The sequence below is a fragment of the Candidatus Falkowbacteria bacterium genome (assembly GCA_018674305.1).
In the GTDB taxonomy this organism is placed as follows: Bacteria; Patescibacteriota; Patescibacteriia; order UBA11705; family JABHMO01; genus JABMRF01.
The window spans coordinates 1-15576 of record JABHAL010000002.1 but is presented as its reverse complement, the minus strand read 5'-3'; the positions used below and the strand labels follow the sequence as shown (position 1 = coordinate 15576).

The 15576-nt window shown below is 36.2% G+C and carries 18 protein-coding genes; 17 read left to right on the top strand and 1 reads right to left on the bottom strand.

Annotated features, from left to right (window positions below):
- Positions 1 to 7: 7 nt before the first annotated feature.
- Positions 8 to 739 (top strand): hypothetical protein, encoded by a 732-nt coding sequence (locus HN643_00760; GenBank protein ID MBT7500188.1) that lies wholly within the window; start codon positions 8 to 10, stop codon positions 737 to 739.
- A gap of 21 nt (positions 740 to 760) precedes the next feature.
- Entirely contained in the window at positions 761 to 1852 is a 1092-nt protein-coding gene (locus tag HN643_00755) for a hypothetical protein (protein MBT7500187.1), read from the top strand.
- A 118-nt stretch (positions 1853 to 1970) separates the two neighbouring features.
- On the opposite strand, the gene HN643_00750 is transcribed toward HN643_00755, so the two are convergent.
- Positions 1971 to 2648 carry a hypothetical protein gene (locus HN643_00750; GenBank protein MBT7500186.1) on the bottom strand — a complete coding sequence of 226 codons (678 nt, stop codon included), beginning with the start codon at positions 2646 to 2648 and terminating at the stop codon, positions 1971 to 1973.
- Positions 2649 to 2772: 124 nt separating this feature from the next.
- Between HN643_00750 and HN643_00745 the strand changes: the two genes are divergently transcribed.
- The 15 genes from HN643_00745 to HN643_00675 all read left to right on the top strand — a co-directional run.
- Entirely contained in the window at positions 2773 to 3090 is a 318-nt protein-coding gene (locus HN643_00745; protein MBT7500185.1) for a DUF721 domain-containing protein, read from the top strand.
- A 22-nt stretch (positions 3091 to 3112) separates the two neighbouring features.
- On the top strand, positions 3113 to 3496 hold the full coding sequence (locus HN643_00740) for a hypothetical protein (GenBank protein MBT7500184.1): 384 nt from the start codon (positions 3113 to 3115) through the stop codon (positions 3494 to 3496).
- Positions 3497 to 3573: 77 nt separating this feature from the next.
- The gene (locus tag HN643_00735; protein ID MBT7500183.1) at positions 3574 to 4815 is read left to right on the top strand and encodes a hypothetical protein; all 1242 of its coding nucleotides are present in this window, start codon (positions 3574 to 3576) and stop codon (positions 4813 to 4815) included.
- A gap of 19 nt (positions 4816 to 4834) precedes the next feature.
- The gene (locus HN643_00730) at positions 4835 to 5890 is read left to right on the top strand and encodes a rod shape-determining protein (protein ID MBT7500182.1); all 1056 of its coding nucleotides are present in this window, start codon (positions 4835 to 4837) and stop codon (positions 5888 to 5890) included.
- A gap of 93 nt (positions 5891 to 5983) precedes the next feature.
- On the top strand, positions 5984 to 6799 hold the full coding sequence (gene mreC, locus HN643_00725; protein ID MBT7500181.1) for a rod shape-determining protein MreC: 816 nt from the start codon (positions 5984 to 5986) through the stop codon (positions 6797 to 6799).
- Complete coding sequence (mreD, locus tag HN643_00720; protein MBT7500180.1) at positions 6792 to 7331, top strand: rod shape-determining protein MreD; 540 nt, start codon at positions 6792 to 6794, stop codon at positions 7329 to 7331. Before mreC ends, mreD begins: the two co-directional genes overlap by 8 nt.
- Positions 7332 to 7333: 2 nt before the next feature.
- Positions 7334 to 9358, top strand: a complete 2025-nt coding sequence (mrdA, locus tag HN643_00715; protein MBT7500179.1) for a penicillin-binding protein 2 — start codon at positions 7334 to 7336, stop codon at positions 9356 to 9358.
- Between the two features lie 227 nt (positions 9359 to 9585).
- The gene (greA, locus tag HN643_00710; protein MBT7500178.1) at positions 9586 to 10050 is read left to right on the top strand and encodes a transcription elongation factor GreA; all 465 of its coding nucleotides are present in this window, start codon (positions 9586 to 9588) and stop codon (positions 10048 to 10050) included.
- Positions 10051 to 10172: 122 nt separating this feature from the next.
- Positions 10173 to 10415 carry a hypothetical protein gene (locus tag HN643_00705; GenBank protein ID MBT7500177.1) on the top strand — a complete coding sequence of 81 codons (243 nt, stop codon included), beginning with the start codon at positions 10173 to 10175 and terminating at the stop codon, positions 10413 to 10415.
- Between the two features lie 8 nt (positions 10416 to 10423).
- Positions 10424 to 10663: a hypothetical protein gene (locus HN643_00700; GenBank protein MBT7500176.1), complete on the top strand. Its 240-nt coding sequence runs from the start codon at positions 10424 to 10426 to the stop codon at positions 10661 to 10663.
- A gap of 230 nt (positions 10664 to 10893) precedes the next feature.
- Positions 10894 to 11169: a GxxExxY protein gene (locus tag HN643_00695; GenBank protein MBT7500175.1), complete on the top strand. Its 276-nt coding sequence runs from the start codon at positions 10894 to 10896 to the stop codon at positions 11167 to 11169.
- Positions 11170 to 11230: 61 nt separating this feature from the next.
- Positions 11231 to 12700, top strand: a complete 1470-nt coding sequence (gene lysS, locus HN643_00690; protein ID MBT7500174.1) for a lysine--tRNA ligase — start codon at positions 11231 to 11233, stop codon at positions 12698 to 12700.
- Between the two features lie 555 nt (positions 12701 to 13255).
- Positions 13256 to 13465: a hypothetical protein gene (locus tag HN643_00685; protein ID MBT7500173.1), complete on the top strand. Its 210-nt coding sequence runs from the start codon at positions 13256 to 13258 to the stop codon at positions 13463 to 13465.
- A gap of 619 nt (positions 13466 to 14084) precedes the next feature.
- The gene (gene serS / locus HN643_00680; protein ID MBT7500172.1) at positions 14085 to 15350 is read left to right on the top strand and encodes a serine--tRNA ligase; all 1266 of its coding nucleotides are present in this window, start codon (positions 14085 to 14087) and stop codon (positions 15348 to 15350) included.
- A 12-nt stretch (positions 15351 to 15362) separates the two neighbouring features.
- The coding region (locus HN643_00675; protein MBT7500171.1) for a hypothetical protein at positions 15363 to 15576 on the top strand (214 nt) is incomplete at its 3' end.

Below are 15576 nucleotides of genomic sequence, written 5' to 3'. Positions count from 1 at the left end.
TTATAAAATGAAATCACTAGAGCAAATACAAGAACGCGCACTTCATGCTAGCTTCACCGAAGTTCAGCAACGTCATTTTGATAAATTAATGTCTGAGTTGGAAGTAATCTCAGATGGTTTTGGGTTTGCTGAGCTTAAGGCAAAGGCAGAAGCAGGGGATAAAGAGGCGCTTCAAGTAATGCGTGATTATATCGCTAAGAAAGAAAAGATTGTTGAATTCATTGAAACTAAAGAAATACCTTTAGGGACTAATTTAGAGTGGAAGTCATATTTTATTGGTGTTGGTGATGAGGGGATGGTTTGGCATCCAGGTAAACCATACCATGGGAAGATGTGTGAAGTTGAAGAAGTTACCCAAGAGGATAGTCGTGGATTACTCTATAAAGTAAAAATGCTTGACAATACTCCGCTTTGGCTTTTTTCAGATCAATTAATTAAGACTGATCATGTTCAACAAGTTTTGAACGGTTTTATCACTACGTTGGCTGTTAAGTCGATTTTTGGATTAGAATTGCATAAACATTATCAACTTGATAAGAGTAAGAGGAATCCAGAAAACATTGTCGGTAGTCGATTGCAATCTTTGCTTGATAAAGAAGAAGTCACATCAATAAGCATAACAGCAGTCGAGCATATTAATAATGAGCCTGAGCAAGTAAGGGTACATGTCGAAGCAGAATTACAGACTGGGGAGCTATCTTCAAGAAAACATAATTATATGCTATATTTTCCTGAATAAATTGAATTATAAAGTTGGTTTATGAAAATTGAATCCGAATTACAAGAAAAAGCACTCCACGCTAGCTTCACTGAAGTTCAGCAACGTCATTTTGATAAATTAATGTCTGAGTTAGAAGTGATTTCAGGCGGTTTAGGTTTTGCTGAGCTTAAGGCGAAGGCGGAAGCGGGAAGTAAGGAGGCACTTCAGGTAATGCGGGACTATATAACAAAAAAAGAACAAATCGTTAATTTTATTGAAACTAAGGAATTTTTTCCGTTGATGAAGCCAAATGAATTATTAGAAAAGCTACGAAGCGGGCCATCAGAGGAAGTCAAAGAAAATACAGGTAGGTTATTTAAAACAACGGCTTATGGCGATACCGGATTATGGGATGATTTCGTTGAATCTGAATCAGGTGTCAGTCGGGTAACTTCAGCTACACAGTTTTTATCTGCAATTAATATGAATTTAATTAAGCCGCAAGAGCGTTTTACGGATAGCTTTCTGCACTTAATTGATATTAGGTGCAAGAGTGATGGTTTATATAAACATAGATTTGATGGACCAGAAAATTTTTATTGTAATTCACAGCTTTATGGCGTCCTGGCATTTGTGTTTGATGGACAGATGGCAAGAGCTAAGGATTTTTATAGTGAGATACAGCAAAGCGAGTTATATGACGTTGAGGCAGAAGTTTGGATGAATAGAGTAGGTGAATTTGGTGAAGATTCAAGTCAAATGACTGAAAACTATTTACTTCAAGTTATAGTTGAATATTTTTTAGGTAATCAAGAAAAAGCTGAGCAGGTTTATCGTGACTTGAAAAAAGTCAGTTACCAAGAAGCGGAGGGTATGTGGAATGATCAATTGTCAGATGAGGCTGATTCCTACGTATCAAGGGTGCAGCTTCTAGGAAGCTTGGCCCATGGGTTAGTTGAAGATCCAGACGAGGGTGAAATAGATTGGTGTCGGATGAAGAATACTGATTTGTGGGATAAGAAAAAGAAAATGTGGCGTTATATGGAAAAAGATGAAGGTGTAGATAAGGACATTGATATTCATACCCGAGATCAATTTTTGGAGAATATTTTAGTGGCAGTGTTTAAGAAGCTGAATTACATTGAAACATAAAAACATCAGAACATTTACTGTAATTGCTTTAATGCTTTCATGTTTTTATGTTTTAATGGACAAAAAAACTCCCCAATAGATGCATTGAAGAGTTTTTCTTGACCGTTGCGGTCAGAAATTAGAAGGTTAGCGCTACTGAGGCGAAGAACATATCTCCGCAGTCGCAGTCAGTACAGCGAGGTTGTGCGTTCACCGGCGTTGGCTGATTTGTGGAACTTTGCTTTGTACCGGATTCTTCCTGATGAAGGTATCCGGCCCAAACTCGAAGCCACTGCCAGGTGAAACTGGGTCCGAACCGATATCGGAAGTTGTCCAGCTTTTCCTGTTCCAGTCCGAGCGAGATGAACATCCTGCGCTCGATCATAAAGTCAAGTGACTCGTAGGTTCTGAAGCCGACCGTGGGTTGGCTCTCGGCATTGTTGGCCTGGATGGGAATGAAAAGATCCGCCTCCAACTTGAAACCTACAACCCGACTTACACGTTGATGCCAGCGACCGGTCAGAGCTACATTGTTGCTGCTCACGCCTGCGCCCAACTGTTGACCAATCATCAGAACCAGTTTACTGTTCCGATCGACGTGGTACAACAGACCAAACATGGCATTCATCGTCTGGTAGTCAGTGATAAATGCATTGGCCTCGAACAGGACATCGAAGTTGTGAAACGCCCAGGACTCTATTGCACGGCTGAATCGCACGCGCATGTCAAAGTTTGACATATCCACATCTTTTGCTTGCACGTTGCTGGCAAACATAATTATTCCTAAAATCACAAACAAATTGATGAACTTTCTCATGGTATCCTCCTTAAGGGAAAGTTATTTTTCAATCATCAAATCTTAGTATTATAGCATAGATTATATATTTTGTCAATAGTCGTTAAGTAAATTTAGACAAAATTAGTCTACGTAATTGAAATTTATGGCGGATTCACTACAAAAAATATTACTTTCTAGATTTAAGAAAAAACCACTGGCTAAACAAATAATGTCCGGTATGGTTGTTGAGTTTGCCAATGGTTTAATGCGTGAATTTTGGGGAAAAAAGGGGCACGAGCTGGTTAGAGTTATTTCATTGAAGAGTCAGATCTTGAAAGTTGAGACTGCTAATTCAATTATTGCTCAGGAACTAAATTTTAAGAAAAATTCAATAATTGAGGCTATCAACAAGAAATTTGGTGGTCAAATAGTAAAAAAGCTGAAAATTGTACAAACCTCTATTGAAAGACCAGTATATTAATGCTAAAATTGATATAGGCAATATGACCATAACTAGGTATTCAATCATTTTATCAGTTTGCTGTGCTATCTGTTGGGCAGCCTGGATTTTGGTTTTAATTTTTATAAATCCATTTGAAGCTGGGATATTAGGTTTGTTTTTATTTTACATTAGTTTAGCTTTTTCCTTGGGATCTTTGCTGTCGTTGTTCGGTATTTGGGTCAGAATTAAATTACTAAAAAAAGATGAAGTCCCGCAAAAGAGTATTAGCCTAGCTTCAAGGCAAGCAATATTATTTACTTTTATAATCATCATGGCTTTGATTTTACAAAGTCAAAGATATTTGACCTGGTGGTTGATGTTGATTGTAATTTCTTTCACTACGGTTATTGAATTATTTTTCATTTCATATAAAAAACTCAATTAGATTACAGATTAATGATTTAAGATTAAAGATTTTGGTAATTGTTCACTTGAATCTATCAACTTGAATCTACTAACATTATGCGTCAATCAAAACTATTCACCAAAACAATTAAGGAATTACCAAAAGATGAAGTCAGTACCAATGCAAGCTTATTAATTAGAGCTGGTTTTGTAGATAAATTAATGGCCGGAGTTTATTCATATTTACCATTGGGATTGAGGGTTTTGGATAAAGTGAAAAAGATTGTTAGGGAAGAAATGGAGGTCATTGATGGTCAGGAAATATTAATGCCGGCATTAACACCAAAGGAAATCTGGCAAAAAACTGGACGTTGGGAAAGTCCAGGTCCTGAGGTAATGTTTCAGCTTAAGGGTCGTAGTGAAAAGGACTATGGTTTAGGCTGGACCCACGAAGAAGTGGTTACTCCATTGGTACAAAAGTTTGTTAAATCATATAAGGACTTGCCTGTGGCTGTTTATCAAATTCAGGATAAGTTCCGCAATGAACCTAGAGCTAAATCAGGAATATTGCGTGGTTTAGAATTTAGCATGAAAGATTTATACAGTTTTCATCTTAATGAGGAGGACATGTGGCAATACTATGAAAAATCCAAAGGAGCATATTTGAATGTATTCAAACGTTGTGGTTTGAACGCTAAAATAGTGGAGGCTTCAGGTGGCGACTTTTCTAAATACTCACATGAGTTTCAGGTTTTTACTGATAGCGGAGAAGATACAGTTTTTTACTGCGATAAATGTGACTTTGCACAGAATGATGAAATTTGCGAAGTTAAAATTGGCGATAAATGTCCTAAATGTGGTGGTCAAATTTTAGAGGCCAAGGCCATTGAGGTTGGAAATATTTTTCCATTAAAAACCAAATACAGTACTGCTTTTAATTTTAAATATACTGATAAAGATGGCAAGGAACAACCAGTGATCATGGGTTGTTATGGTATTGGGCCATCTAGGGTTATGGGGTCTGTAATTGAGGTTCACCATGACGACAAAGGTATGATTTGGCCTGAGTCTATTGCTCCATTCAAGGTGCATTTGCTTTTCCTTGGAAAAGACGCTAAAATTAAGGCTGTTAGTGACAAACTCTATGATGAGTTGCAGCAGGCTGGAATTGAGGTTTTATATGATGATAGAGAGGAATCAGCTGGCGTGAAATTGAATGATAGCGATTTACTTGGTATGCCATATAGAATTGTGGTTAGTGAAAAAACCTTGGCCCAAGAAAGCATAGAATTCAAGCAACGAAATCAAGAAAAAATGGAATTGATTAAACTTAATCAAATTGTTAAAAAGTTGACATAGGAGGGCAGGGAGTTAGTTTATGTTTAGAAAATTCTTAAATAGGTTTTCAAAAAAGATTGGGATTGATTTAGGCACAGCTAATACAATTTTGTGTTTGCAGGATAAAGGAATAATTATTCGTGAACCATCAATTGTAGCTGTGAATAATCGTTTGGATCAGATTATCGCAGTGGGCGAAGATGCTCGCAAGATGGTTGGCAAAAACCCAGCATATATTACTTTGGCATATCCCTTGGTTCGAGGGGTTATTTCTGATTTTGAAGTAACTGAAAAAATGCTAAAGTATTTTTTTGACAAAATTTTCCAAGAGAATCTTAATTTTACAGCTAGGCCTAGTGTGATTATTGGCATCCCTCTGGACGTTACCGAGGTAGAAAAAAAGGCTGTCGAAGATGCAGCTCTGGGTGCAGGAGCGGGAAAAGTTTTCTTGGTTGAAGAAATAATGGCCGCCGCTATTGGTGCACGTCTGCCGGTTCAGGATGCTTCGGGTAGTATGTTGATAAATATGGGTGGTGGTAAAACTGAGATTGCAGTTATCTCATTACACGGCGTAGTTATTTGGAAATCATTAAAAATAGCTGGTGAAGATTTAAGTAAAAATATTATTCAATATGCTCGAGATCACTTTAATTTGTTAATTGGTGAAAAGATTGCTGAGCAAATAAAAATAAAAGTTGGATCTTCTCATGAACAAGGAGAATCAATTTCTATCGAAATGAGAGGGCGGGATTTAATCACAGGTTTGCCAAGGGAGATTATGATCAACGATTATCAGGTGAGGGAGGCATTGGCCTCAACGGTTAACCAGGTGGTGGATTCAATTAAAAGTGTTTTGGAAATAACTCCACCAGAATTAGTCGCTGATATTTATGAAAGAGGAATTATTCTTTGTGGCGGTGGATCGTTGCTCCGCGGAATTGAAAAAACTATTAGTAAAGAAACTGAAATTCCAGTGAGAATAGCCGATGATCCAACAACCTGCACAATTCGAGGTATTAATTTACTTTTGGATGATGAAAAATTATTGGAACAAGTTTTATTACCTTCAGCGAATGAGGAGAAAATGGTGAGGTAATTTGATAAAAACATTAAAGCATTAAAATATTAAAGCATTAAAGCAATTGCTATAGGTGTTCTAGTGTTCTCGTGTTCTGGTGTTTTCATGGTAATGTTAAATAGAAAATCAACAAAATTAATTATTGTTTCAGTGGTAATTGTTCTACTGCTGTTTTTTTTACATTACATAAAAGTTCTAAGACCAATTGAAAATTTGGCTGTGTCAGCTACTAAACCAGTATTAAGATCAGTTTACCAAATCTCTTATTGGGTGGGGGATAATTATTTGAATTTTAGGTCTAAACAAGCTTTGGTCCAAGAGAATAAGGATTTGAAGGATCAATTAGCAATGCTGATTAACGAAAAAAGTAGATGTGTGTCTGAACAAGAAGAAAATCAATTTTTGCGTGAACAAATGCAGTTTGTAGACAAAAATCAATATTTGTTTGAAATCGCTAGAGTGATTGGTCAAAGTGCCGACGGTTCACAAAATGCCTTGATCCTTGATGTTGGAAGTAAGGTCGGAATTGAGGTAGGGCAGCCTGTTTTAGCAGAACAAAATATGTTGATTGGCAAAATTATCAAAGTCAATAAAAATAGTTCTATTGTTTTGTTAATTAATGATGATTTGTCAAAGGTAGCTGCGAGGATCCAGAATAAATCACGAACAATAGGGGTGGTAGAGGGTGAGTTTGGCTTGGGAATAAAAATGCGTTTAATCCCACAGACTGAGATGATAAAAGAGGGCGATATAATAGTAACTTCAGGTTTAGAACAAAAAGTGCCGGGAAATATTGTAATTGGTCAGATCAAGAGTATTGTTAATGAGCCAGAAGAGTTGTTTCAGGAGGCCGCTTTGGCCTCCATGGTTGATTTCAATAAAATCAATATAGTAAATATTTTGAAATATAATCAAGACGATGATTAAGCTAATCAAACACACTTTTTTTATTTTATTATTGGCGGGTCTACAGCTAGGAATGGTAGCGCTCTTTCCTGCAAACTTAGGCAAGATTAATGTTTTGATAGTAGTATTGATTTTTATTTCAATGGTGGGTCGGTTTTCAATTGGGACTACCTACGCATTTATACTAGGTGTAATTTTGGATTTATATTCTGCTTTGCCTTTTGGGGCTTTACTGGTTAGTTTATTATTAACAATGTATGTCGCCTACAAGATATTTGTACATTTTCTTACTAATAAATCTCTTTATACGCTAGTTGGGCTGACTGTAATTTCCACGATTGTTTATAATGCTTTTCTCTACATGTACACGGCTGTCAATTACCTGATAAAGGTCAAGGACTATTCTTTGATTAATCATTTAACTGTAAATTCTATAAATGATTTACTCTGGCAAATTTTGTTTAATTTAGTTCTTTCTGTTTTGTTATTTGCAGTGTTTAACTTATTTAGCCGAAGGTTTAAGGCTGTCTTTATAGATACTACCAAACAATAAATATGCGTTGGCGTTTATTTTTCAGAAAAAAGCACAATAAAAGTAACCTGCCTGAAGACGGTTTTTTGTTTTTGGGTGGAGGTTTAAATATAAATGATGAAAATTCCAAAAAAAGAAAAAGGACAGCTTGGGTTGAAGAGGCTTATATCGATTTTTCAGAAGATGAATTAGCGCGTACAGGCAAGAATTACTTGGGCTTAAGTTTGAGTAATAAAAAACTGGTTTGGTTTTTGATGTTTGTTCTTGCCTGTTTTTTTATTTTGTTTTTGCAGTCATTCTTTTTGCAGGTAGTACGTGGTGAGTATTATCACGGCCTAGCTGAGCAAAATCGCCTTAGAGTTATTAATTTGCCAGCTCCACGTGGAATAATTTATGATTTGAATGGTCAAGAGCTGGTAAAAAATGTGCCTAACTTTGCAGTCTACATAATCATGTATGATTTAAAATTGGAAACGGATAAGAATCAGGAGGAAACGTTGACGTGGTTGAAACAAAATATTGAAGACCCTGATTATCAGGAAAAGTTAGAAAAAGTTTTGAAGACAAAAGCAACTGTTAAAGAATACTTTGAGCCAGTGATGTTAATTGATGGCTTGACCTATGAAAAAGCTGTTACCATGCGTATACAGAGTACTAATCATCCCGGAGTGGACATTGAAGTTGCAGCTCGACGTCAATATTTGGACAAAAAAAACAATCAATCAGTAAGTAGTTTAGCACATATTTTGGGTTATCCTGGTAAGATTAATCCTGAAGAATTTTCAAAGTTATATTCACAGGGTTATTTGTTAAATGATTCCATCGGAAAAACTGGAATAGAAGGATCTTTTGAAAACCAACTTCGTGGACAATATGGTCGAGAACAGATTGAAGTTGATTCCAGCGGAAAAGCTATAAAAATTATTGCTAGAGAAGAAATGGTTAAGGGTGATAATTTATTTTTAGCTATTGATTTGACGATGCAAGCCAAATTACAAGAAATAATTGAAAAATATTTAGTAAAGTTAAAAACCAATAAAGCCGCTGCTGTCGTAATGAATCCTCAAACTGGAAAAATTTACAGCTTGCTTAGTCTTCCTGGTTTTAATAATAATTCATTTGCTGAGGGAATTAGTTCCAAAGAGTTTGCTTATTTGATTAACAATAAGGACAACCCACTTTTTAATAGGGTAATTAGTGGTGAATACCCATCTGGGTCGACAATTAAACCGGTCGTGGCCGCAGGTGCATTGGAAGAAGGTGTCATAAATGAAAATACTTCCTTTTTGAGTGCCGGTGGAATTAGAATAGGCGAGTGGTTTTTCCCTGATTGGAAGGCTGGTGGTCATGGTATTACTAATGTTCGAAAAGCACTGGCTGATTCGGTTAATACCTTTTTCTATATCATTGGTGGTGGTTATGGTGAGTTTGAGGGCATGGGCGTTCGGCAAATCAAGCAAGTTGCTGAAATGTTTGGCTTAAATAAATTAACAAATATAAGTTTGCCCAATGAAAAGCCAGGATTTTTACCAGATCCAGAGTGGAAAAGAAAAGCCAAAAGTGAGCAATGGTATATTGGTGACACCTATCATATGGCTATAGGTCAGGGTGATTTATTAGTTACACCATTACAAGTAGCAAATTTTACGGCAGTCTTTGCCAATGGTGGAAAATTACTGAAACCAATATTGATTGACCGTTATTATGATCAGGTTGCAAAGAAAGAAGTTCAAATCGAAACAGAAATACTCAATGAACAGTTTGTGGCTGATAAAACTTTGCAAATAATTCGTCAGGGGTTAAGGCAGGCCGTAACGCAAGGAAGTGCTAAGATTTTAAATTCATTGCCGGTCACCGCCGCTGCTAAAACTGGAACTGCTCAGTGGGCTACTGACAAAACTCCCCATTCTTGGTTTACTTCATTTGCTCCGTATAATGATGCAGAAATTGTGGTGACCATTTTGGTTGAAGAAGGTGGCGAAGGAAGTGCGATTGCAGCACCGATTGCTTATGAGTTTATGCATTGGTATTTTAACTATTATAAGTAAAAAGTAACGAGTAAAAGGTAAAATGTAATTCTATTTACTCTTTACACTTTACTATTTACTATATTGTTGTATATTAACCAAAAATGAACTATAATTTAAATATAATCAAATTTTATTAAATCAGGTAATAAACGTATCTGTGTTTATTTTGAAAAAAGTGGAGTTGTGATTTTGCTGATAATTTGAACTCAAGTTATCTCCTTTGTCACCTTTATCCCATTTGTATTATGTCAGACCACATTATTTTAACAGAAGAAGGTAAAGTCAAGCTAGAGAAAGAGTTAGAACAAATAAAAAAAGTAAGATTACCAGCAGTTATTGAAAAAATCGAACAAGCTAAGGAAATGGGGGATTTATCAGAAAATGCCGAGTATCATGATGCTAAGGATGAGCAGGGTTTAATGATGGCACGTGCCAGTGAGATTGAAGGTTGTTTGAAAATAGCAATTATTTCTGAGCCTAACACTTCAACTGATGAGGTTGGGATGGGATCATGTTTTATAGCCGAGGACGCCACTGGCAATCGAAAAGAATACACCGTGGTGGGGTTTAACGAGGCTGATCCTGCAGTTGGTAGAATTTCCAATGAGTCGCCAATTGGGCAAGCTTTTATGAATAAGAAGCCAGGTGAGACCGTTGAATTTGAAGCACCACGAGGAACTATTGTTTTCAAAATTATTGAAATTAAGTAATTACATAATACGTATCACATAACACATAACAGCAGTTTAGTTGTTTTTTTGTTTGGATAAAAAATGGTTGACAAAAATTAAGGTTTATTATAAACTCTTTTGAAGTGATATGGAGGTGAATAATGAGTGAAAGCAAGTATAGGCAATGGTTTCGTAAATCATTTTGGCGATCGAATAAAGATAGCAAAGATGGAATCGCTGAAGTTAATGACGGCTGCGTGCAAGCTGTTCTGGATTTTGTGAATAAACACGGAATTGGAAGTTCTGATTATAAGATAGTGCCAATAACCTATGGAAGGGACGGCAACGGCGACGATTTTATGAATATTCAGTTGGCCTATTTTGCTGAAGAAGAGTTGAAATAGGAGGCGTTATGTCAAAAGTAGACACACCTCTAGAGTGGCAGATACGTGTATTCAGAACACACAGTAAAGATCACGGTAATACTTATGACGACACTTTTGATGCTGGTCAAAGATTGGCCAAAGAGTTTGTTAATAGAAATAAAGCTGACATTAAGAAATTTAAGTTAAGTACCGCGATTGGGGATTCAGAGAATAGTTGTTCTTATTATGTGTACGTGTGGTACCTGAGTGAAGAAGCATTGGAGTAGAAGTCAATAAGCGTTCTGGCAATCTGGGACGTTTTTTATTTTTTGCAAAATTTTGCTAATTCAGGTATAATTCTGTAAGTGAGTACTGAATAATACTGATATGCTGAATATTTATGAGTATTAATGTAAACAAAAATTATCCAGAATCGGAATTAACTGATAAAATAATAGGTGCAGCATTTGAAGTTTAAAATAGCTTAGGCAGTGGGCATAGAGAAAAGTATTATCAGTTGGCACTTGCTAAAGAGTTTAGACTTAATAAGATAAGGTATAAGGAACAGGTTAGAGTAGATCTTTTGTATAAAGGAGAAAAAATTGGTCGAAGAATATTTGATTTCGTTATAGATGGGCGGGTTGTCGTTGAGTTGAAGGTTGGTAGTTATCTTGCTAAAAGTGAATTCGATCAAATTAATGATTATTTAAGAATTTCTGGAAAAAAAGTTGGTTTGTTAATTTTATTTTCAAATAAAGGTGTTAAAATACGACGTGTTGTAAATTTAAAATAAATTCAATAAGATTTGCTGATATTTACGTTCAGTAAATCAGTATAATTCAGTAATCAATTGTATGGAACAAAACGAAGAAGCAGTTCGCCTGCAAAAATTAGAAAAACTACAATCAATGGGAGTAGAGCCTTATCCAGCTAAGTTTGACAAGAAACAGACTCTGGCTGAATGTAAAGAAATGAAGGAGGGCAAAAAAGTAAAGACTGCCGGTCGTTTAGTAATGTTTCGTGATATGGGCAAATTAACCTTTGCTCACTTAAGTGACTTTTCTGGTCGCATGCAAATTGCGTTCAAGCAAGATGATTTAGGTAAGGATGATTATAAACAATTACAAAAAATAATTGATCTGGGTGATTTTATTGGAGTGGAAGGTGAGCTTTTTGTAACGCACAAAGGTGAACTAACTATCCTTGTTAATAAATGGACCTTTCTTGGTAAAGCTTTGAAACCATTACCTGAAAAATGGCATGGACTGAAAGATGTGGAAGCAACATACCGTCAGCGTTACTTGGATTTGATCTCCAATCCGGAAACCATGCAACGCTTTCAACTCCGTAGTAAATTTATCAGAGCTCTGCGGGAGTTTTATTGGCAAGAAGATTTTTTCGAAGTTGAGACTCCGACTTTACTGCATAGTGCCACTGGCGCGCATGCCAAACCTTACAAGACCCATAATAACGGTTTAGATATTGATGTGTTTCTTCGAATCTCACATGAACTTCCATTGAAGCAATTGATCATTGGTGGTTATGATAAAATTTTTGAAATTGGCAAAGCATTCAGGAATGAAGGTATTGACCCATCACATTTACCAGAGCATACTCATTTAGAACATTATTGTGCTTATTGGGATTTTGAAGATAATATAAAATTCACTGAAAAGATGTTTGAATTTATTTTTAAGAAATTAAATTTACCACATGAACTTGAAATTACCGGTAAGGATGGCAAAAAACGGAAAGTTAATTTCAAAACTCCGTGGAAGCGAGTGGACTTTATTGAGTTGGTAAAGAAAGATTGTGGGTTAGACGTTGCTAAGTATAAGAACCCAAAAGATTTAGTGAAAGATTTGAAAAAGAAGAAGATTCAAGTTGATGATATGGAGCATATGGGACTGGCAACTTTGATTGATAACCTTTACAAAAAAGTTTCTCGACCAAAAATTATTGATCCAGTATTTTTATATCATTATCCAATTGAATTACAGCCCTTGGCGCGACGTAATGATGATGATTCAGAAATCGTTGACCAATTTCAGTTGGTTGTCGGTGGTTGGGAAATTGTCAAAGCTTATTCAGAGTTAGTTGACCCAATAGATCAAGAAAAACGATTCAAGGATCAGGCGAAACTTAAAAAATCTGGTGATGACGAAACCATGGAAGGTGATCCAGAATTTGTAGATTCAATGAAATACGGCATGCCACCAATTTCTGGTTGGGGAATGGGAATTGATCGAATTTTAACAATCCTGACTGAGCAAGATAATCTTCGTGATGTAGTTTTCTTTCCGTTGATGAAACCAAAAGAATAAATATTACACAAATATTGTACAAATATTAAACAAATATTATTAATAAAAAACTCCGGTTCAATGTTGAGCACGGAGTTTTTAGTTAGAAAAAAGCCCTAACCGATTGTCTGGTTAGGGCTGTAGCGAAGCACACCTTCCGCTCGGGGCAGAGCGAGGAGGATTGTAAATCAATTATAATATATGTAATGAAACAAGTAAAGTGAGATCACGTACCGAAATAAGGTCAAGAGCTTGGCAACATTTGTAGTGGAGTTAAATGTAATTAATTCTAGGATATAAATGTTCATAATTATTGTATTTAGCCACCTGGCCCTGAAAGGGCCAGGCTAAGTTTTGTAAAGGCTACTAAAGTAGCCTGAAGAGACTTAGCCCCATTTATGGGGGTTTAGAATACAAATAGCCTGGGGTTTTCAACCCCAGGTGGCTAAGTAGGCAAAATTTAACTCATTAATATTGCAAAGGTATTGAACCATTACGACGTACTTGACAATTTAAGATTTATGTTATATACTGTATTCTTCTAGTGACAGCTGTTAATTTAGTGGAGGTAATATCATGAGTGTTGTAATTTGTCGGGACTGCGGGAAAAGCAAGTCTTTTTCTGCAATTGTCAGTGAGACTGGAGTGTGCAAGGATTGTGATGGGAAGCTGAGTGGTGAGAGAAGGACTCAGGCGCGCAATGCAGCGACATTCTCCACGTTCAAATTTGGCTCTGACAGAGAGAGGGAGGAAAGAATTGCTCATTTGGCCAGTATTGATCGCTAATAAGTATTTAGCTAGAAATGATACACAAGAAGGCGCGAAACAATGTTTCGCGCCTTTTTTAGTACATTTTGAATAAAAATGCCCCAAATGCACTGTGCAAATGGGGCTCCTCCAGATTTAGGTGCAGCCATATAGGGATTGTTACTGAATACAGCTTCTACTGCAATTCTCAAATTTTAGCTATTATCTCCTAAAATTCTTTCAACAATATTAATACATTGCCTCATGAATTTTTGAAGATTCTATCACAGGATTTTAGAGTTTCGTGACGAACCTGTTTTCTGTAACAAGCCCTTAAGGAGGACTGAGCAATATAGCATACATTTTTGGTTTTGTCAACCTGTTGTTCTACAGCCATGCAGTATCGCATGGCAGGTTGACCTTGAGTTGACCGAAAGGCCAAGGTTATTTTGCTAAATTTTGTGATATTTAGTATAATAGTTCATATGAAAACACCTAATAAACAATACTAAATACCCAATTCTTACTGAAAATTATCGACTGGACATTTCATATTGTATATTTTCCTATTTTTCCCCTTGGGGGTATAATATTTTTGATATTTTATAAATATCTCAACTCTTAACTTTATAAACTTTTTAACTTTTAACTAAATAATATGCTAGACATAAAATACATTCGTGAAAACAAGGAGCAGTTGAAACAAATTGCTCGACATAAAAATATTCAGGTTGATATTGATAAGCTTTTACAATTAGATGAAAAACGTAGAAAGCTAACGCAACAACTTGAGGAATTACGCACTCGCAAGAATCAGGTTAGTAAACAAATTCCACAAATGCAGGAAAGTGAAAAACAACAAGCGTTTGTTGAAATGAAGGAAGTTAGCGCACTGCAAGACGAGATTGAGGGCAAGTTAAAGCCACTTCTGACTGAATATGAAAATTTAATGTTGAGTGTTCCAATGTATATTCATGAAAATGTGCCAATTGGTGCAGATGAAAGTGGTAACATTGAAATTGAAAAGGTGGGTGAACCGACAAAGTTTGATTTTCCTCCCAAGGATCATATGACACTTGGTGCTGATCTGGATATTATTGACAATGAACGCGCTGTAAAAATTGGAGGTAGTCGATCTTACTTATTGAAAGGTGATGGCGCGCGATTGGAAGCCGCAGTTCTTAAATATGCAGAAGATTTCATTTCTCGCAAAGGTTATACTCTGATGAATGTACCAGTGATTGTTAATGAAGCTGCTATGAGAGGCACTGGCTTTTTCCCTGGATCAGAGGATGAAACCTATCACCTGGAAAAAGATGACAAATATTTAGTTGGTACATCTGAAGTTGCTATTGGTTCATATCATGCTAATGAGATTTTAAAAGAAGAAGATTTACCACTTCGTTACGCCGGCTTTTCAGTTTGTTTTCGCCGTGAAGCAGGTTCTTATGGAAAAGATACTCATGGTTTGTACAGAGTTCATCAGTTTATGAAGATTGAGCAGTTTGTTATTTGCAAAAATGATGAGAAGGTATCTATGGAAATGCATGCTGAATTATTGAACAATTCAAAAGAGTTTATGCAAAGTCTAAAGTTACCATTCCGAGTTTTGAATATTTGTACTGGTGACATGGGACAAGGTAAATATTATATGAATGATATTGAGACCTGGATGCCTAGTCGAGAGGGCTATGGTGAAACTCATAGTGCATCAGCTTTGCTGGACTTTCAATCACGTCGATTAAATCTTCGATATAAAGACAGTGAAGGTCAAATTCATTTTTGTCATACATTAAATAATACAGTTGTAGCTACACCAAGAGTTTTGATTCCGTTAATGGAAATTTATCAAACCAAGGATGGTAAAATTCAAGTTCCAGAAGTTCTTCAGCCGTATATTGATAATCAGCAGGAGATTGGTTAACGTTTACCTCACATGCTAAACCCAGAATCCCAACAATTAACTGAAAAATCTCTCCACGCTAACTTCACTGAAAGTCAGCAACGACATTTTGATAAATTAATGTCTGAGTTGGAAGTGCTTTCAGGTGGCTTAGGCTTTGCTGAACTTAAAGTAAAAGCTGAAGCTGGTGATAAAGAAGCGCTTCAAGTGATGCGCGATTATATTGCGAAGAAAGAACAAATTGTGG

What these genes read in the sequence shown, in the direction of transcription:
- HN643_00760 (MBT7500188.1), top strand. Translation starts at nt 8, where the DNA reads ATGAAATCACTAGAGCAAATACAAGAACGCGCACTTCATGCTAGCTTC.
- HN643_00755 (MBT7500187.1), top strand. Translation starts at nt 761, where the DNA reads ATGAAAATTGAATCCGAATTACAAGAAAAAGCACTCCACGCTAGCTTC.
- HN643_00750 (MBT7500186.1), bottom strand. Translation starts at nt 2,648, where the DNA reads ATGAGAAAGTTCATCAATTTGTTTGTGATTTTAGGAATAATTATGTTT.
- HN643_00745 (MBT7500185.1), top strand. Translation starts at nt 2,773, where the DNA reads ATGGCGGATTCACTACAAAAAATATTACTTTCTAGATTTAAGAAAAAA.
- HN643_00740 (MBT7500184.1), top strand. Translation starts at nt 3,113, where the DNA reads ATGACCATAACTAGGTATTCAATCATTTTATCAGTTTGCTGTGCTATC.
- HN643_00735 (MBT7500183.1), top strand. Translation starts at nt 3,574, where the DNA reads ATGCGTCAATCAAAACTATTCACCAAAACAATTAAGGAATTACCAAAA.
- HN643_00730 (MBT7500182.1), top strand. Translation starts at nt 4,835, where the DNA reads ATGTTTAGAAAATTCTTAAATAGGTTTTCAAAAAAGATTGGGATTGAT.
- mreC (MBT7500181.1), top strand. Translation starts at nt 5,984, where the DNA reads ATGTTAAATAGAAAATCAACAAAATTAATTATTGTTTCAGTGGTAATT.
- mreD (MBT7500180.1), top strand. Translation starts at nt 6,792, where the DNA reads ATGATTAAGCTAATCAAACACACTTTTTTTATTTTATTATTGGCGGGT.
- mrdA (MBT7500179.1), top strand. Translation starts at nt 7,334, where the DNA reads ATGCGTTGGCGTTTATTTTTCAGAAAAAAGCACAATAAAAGTAACCTG.
- greA (MBT7500178.1), top strand. Translation starts at nt 9,586, where the DNA reads ATGTCAGACCACATTATTTTAACAGAAGAAGGTAAAGTCAAGCTAGAG.
- HN643_00705 (MBT7500177.1), top strand. Translation starts at nt 10,173, where the DNA reads ATGAGTGAAAGCAAGTATAGGCAATGGTTTCGTAAATCATTTTGGCGA.
- HN643_00700 (MBT7500176.1), top strand. Translation starts at nt 10,424, where the DNA reads ATGTCAAAAGTAGACACACCTCTAGAGTGGCAGATACGTGTATTCAGA.
- lysS (MBT7500174.1), top strand. Translation starts at nt 11,231, where the DNA reads ATGGAACAAAACGAAGAAGCAGTTCGCCTGCAAAAATTAGAAAAACTA.
- HN643_00685 (MBT7500173.1), top strand. Translation starts at nt 13,256, where the DNA reads ATGAGTGTTGTAATTTGTCGGGACTGCGGGAAAAGCAAGTCTTTTTCT.
- serS (MBT7500172.1), top strand. Translation starts at nt 14,085, where the DNA reads ATGCTAGACATAAAATACATTCGTGAAAACAAGGAGCAGTTGAAACAA.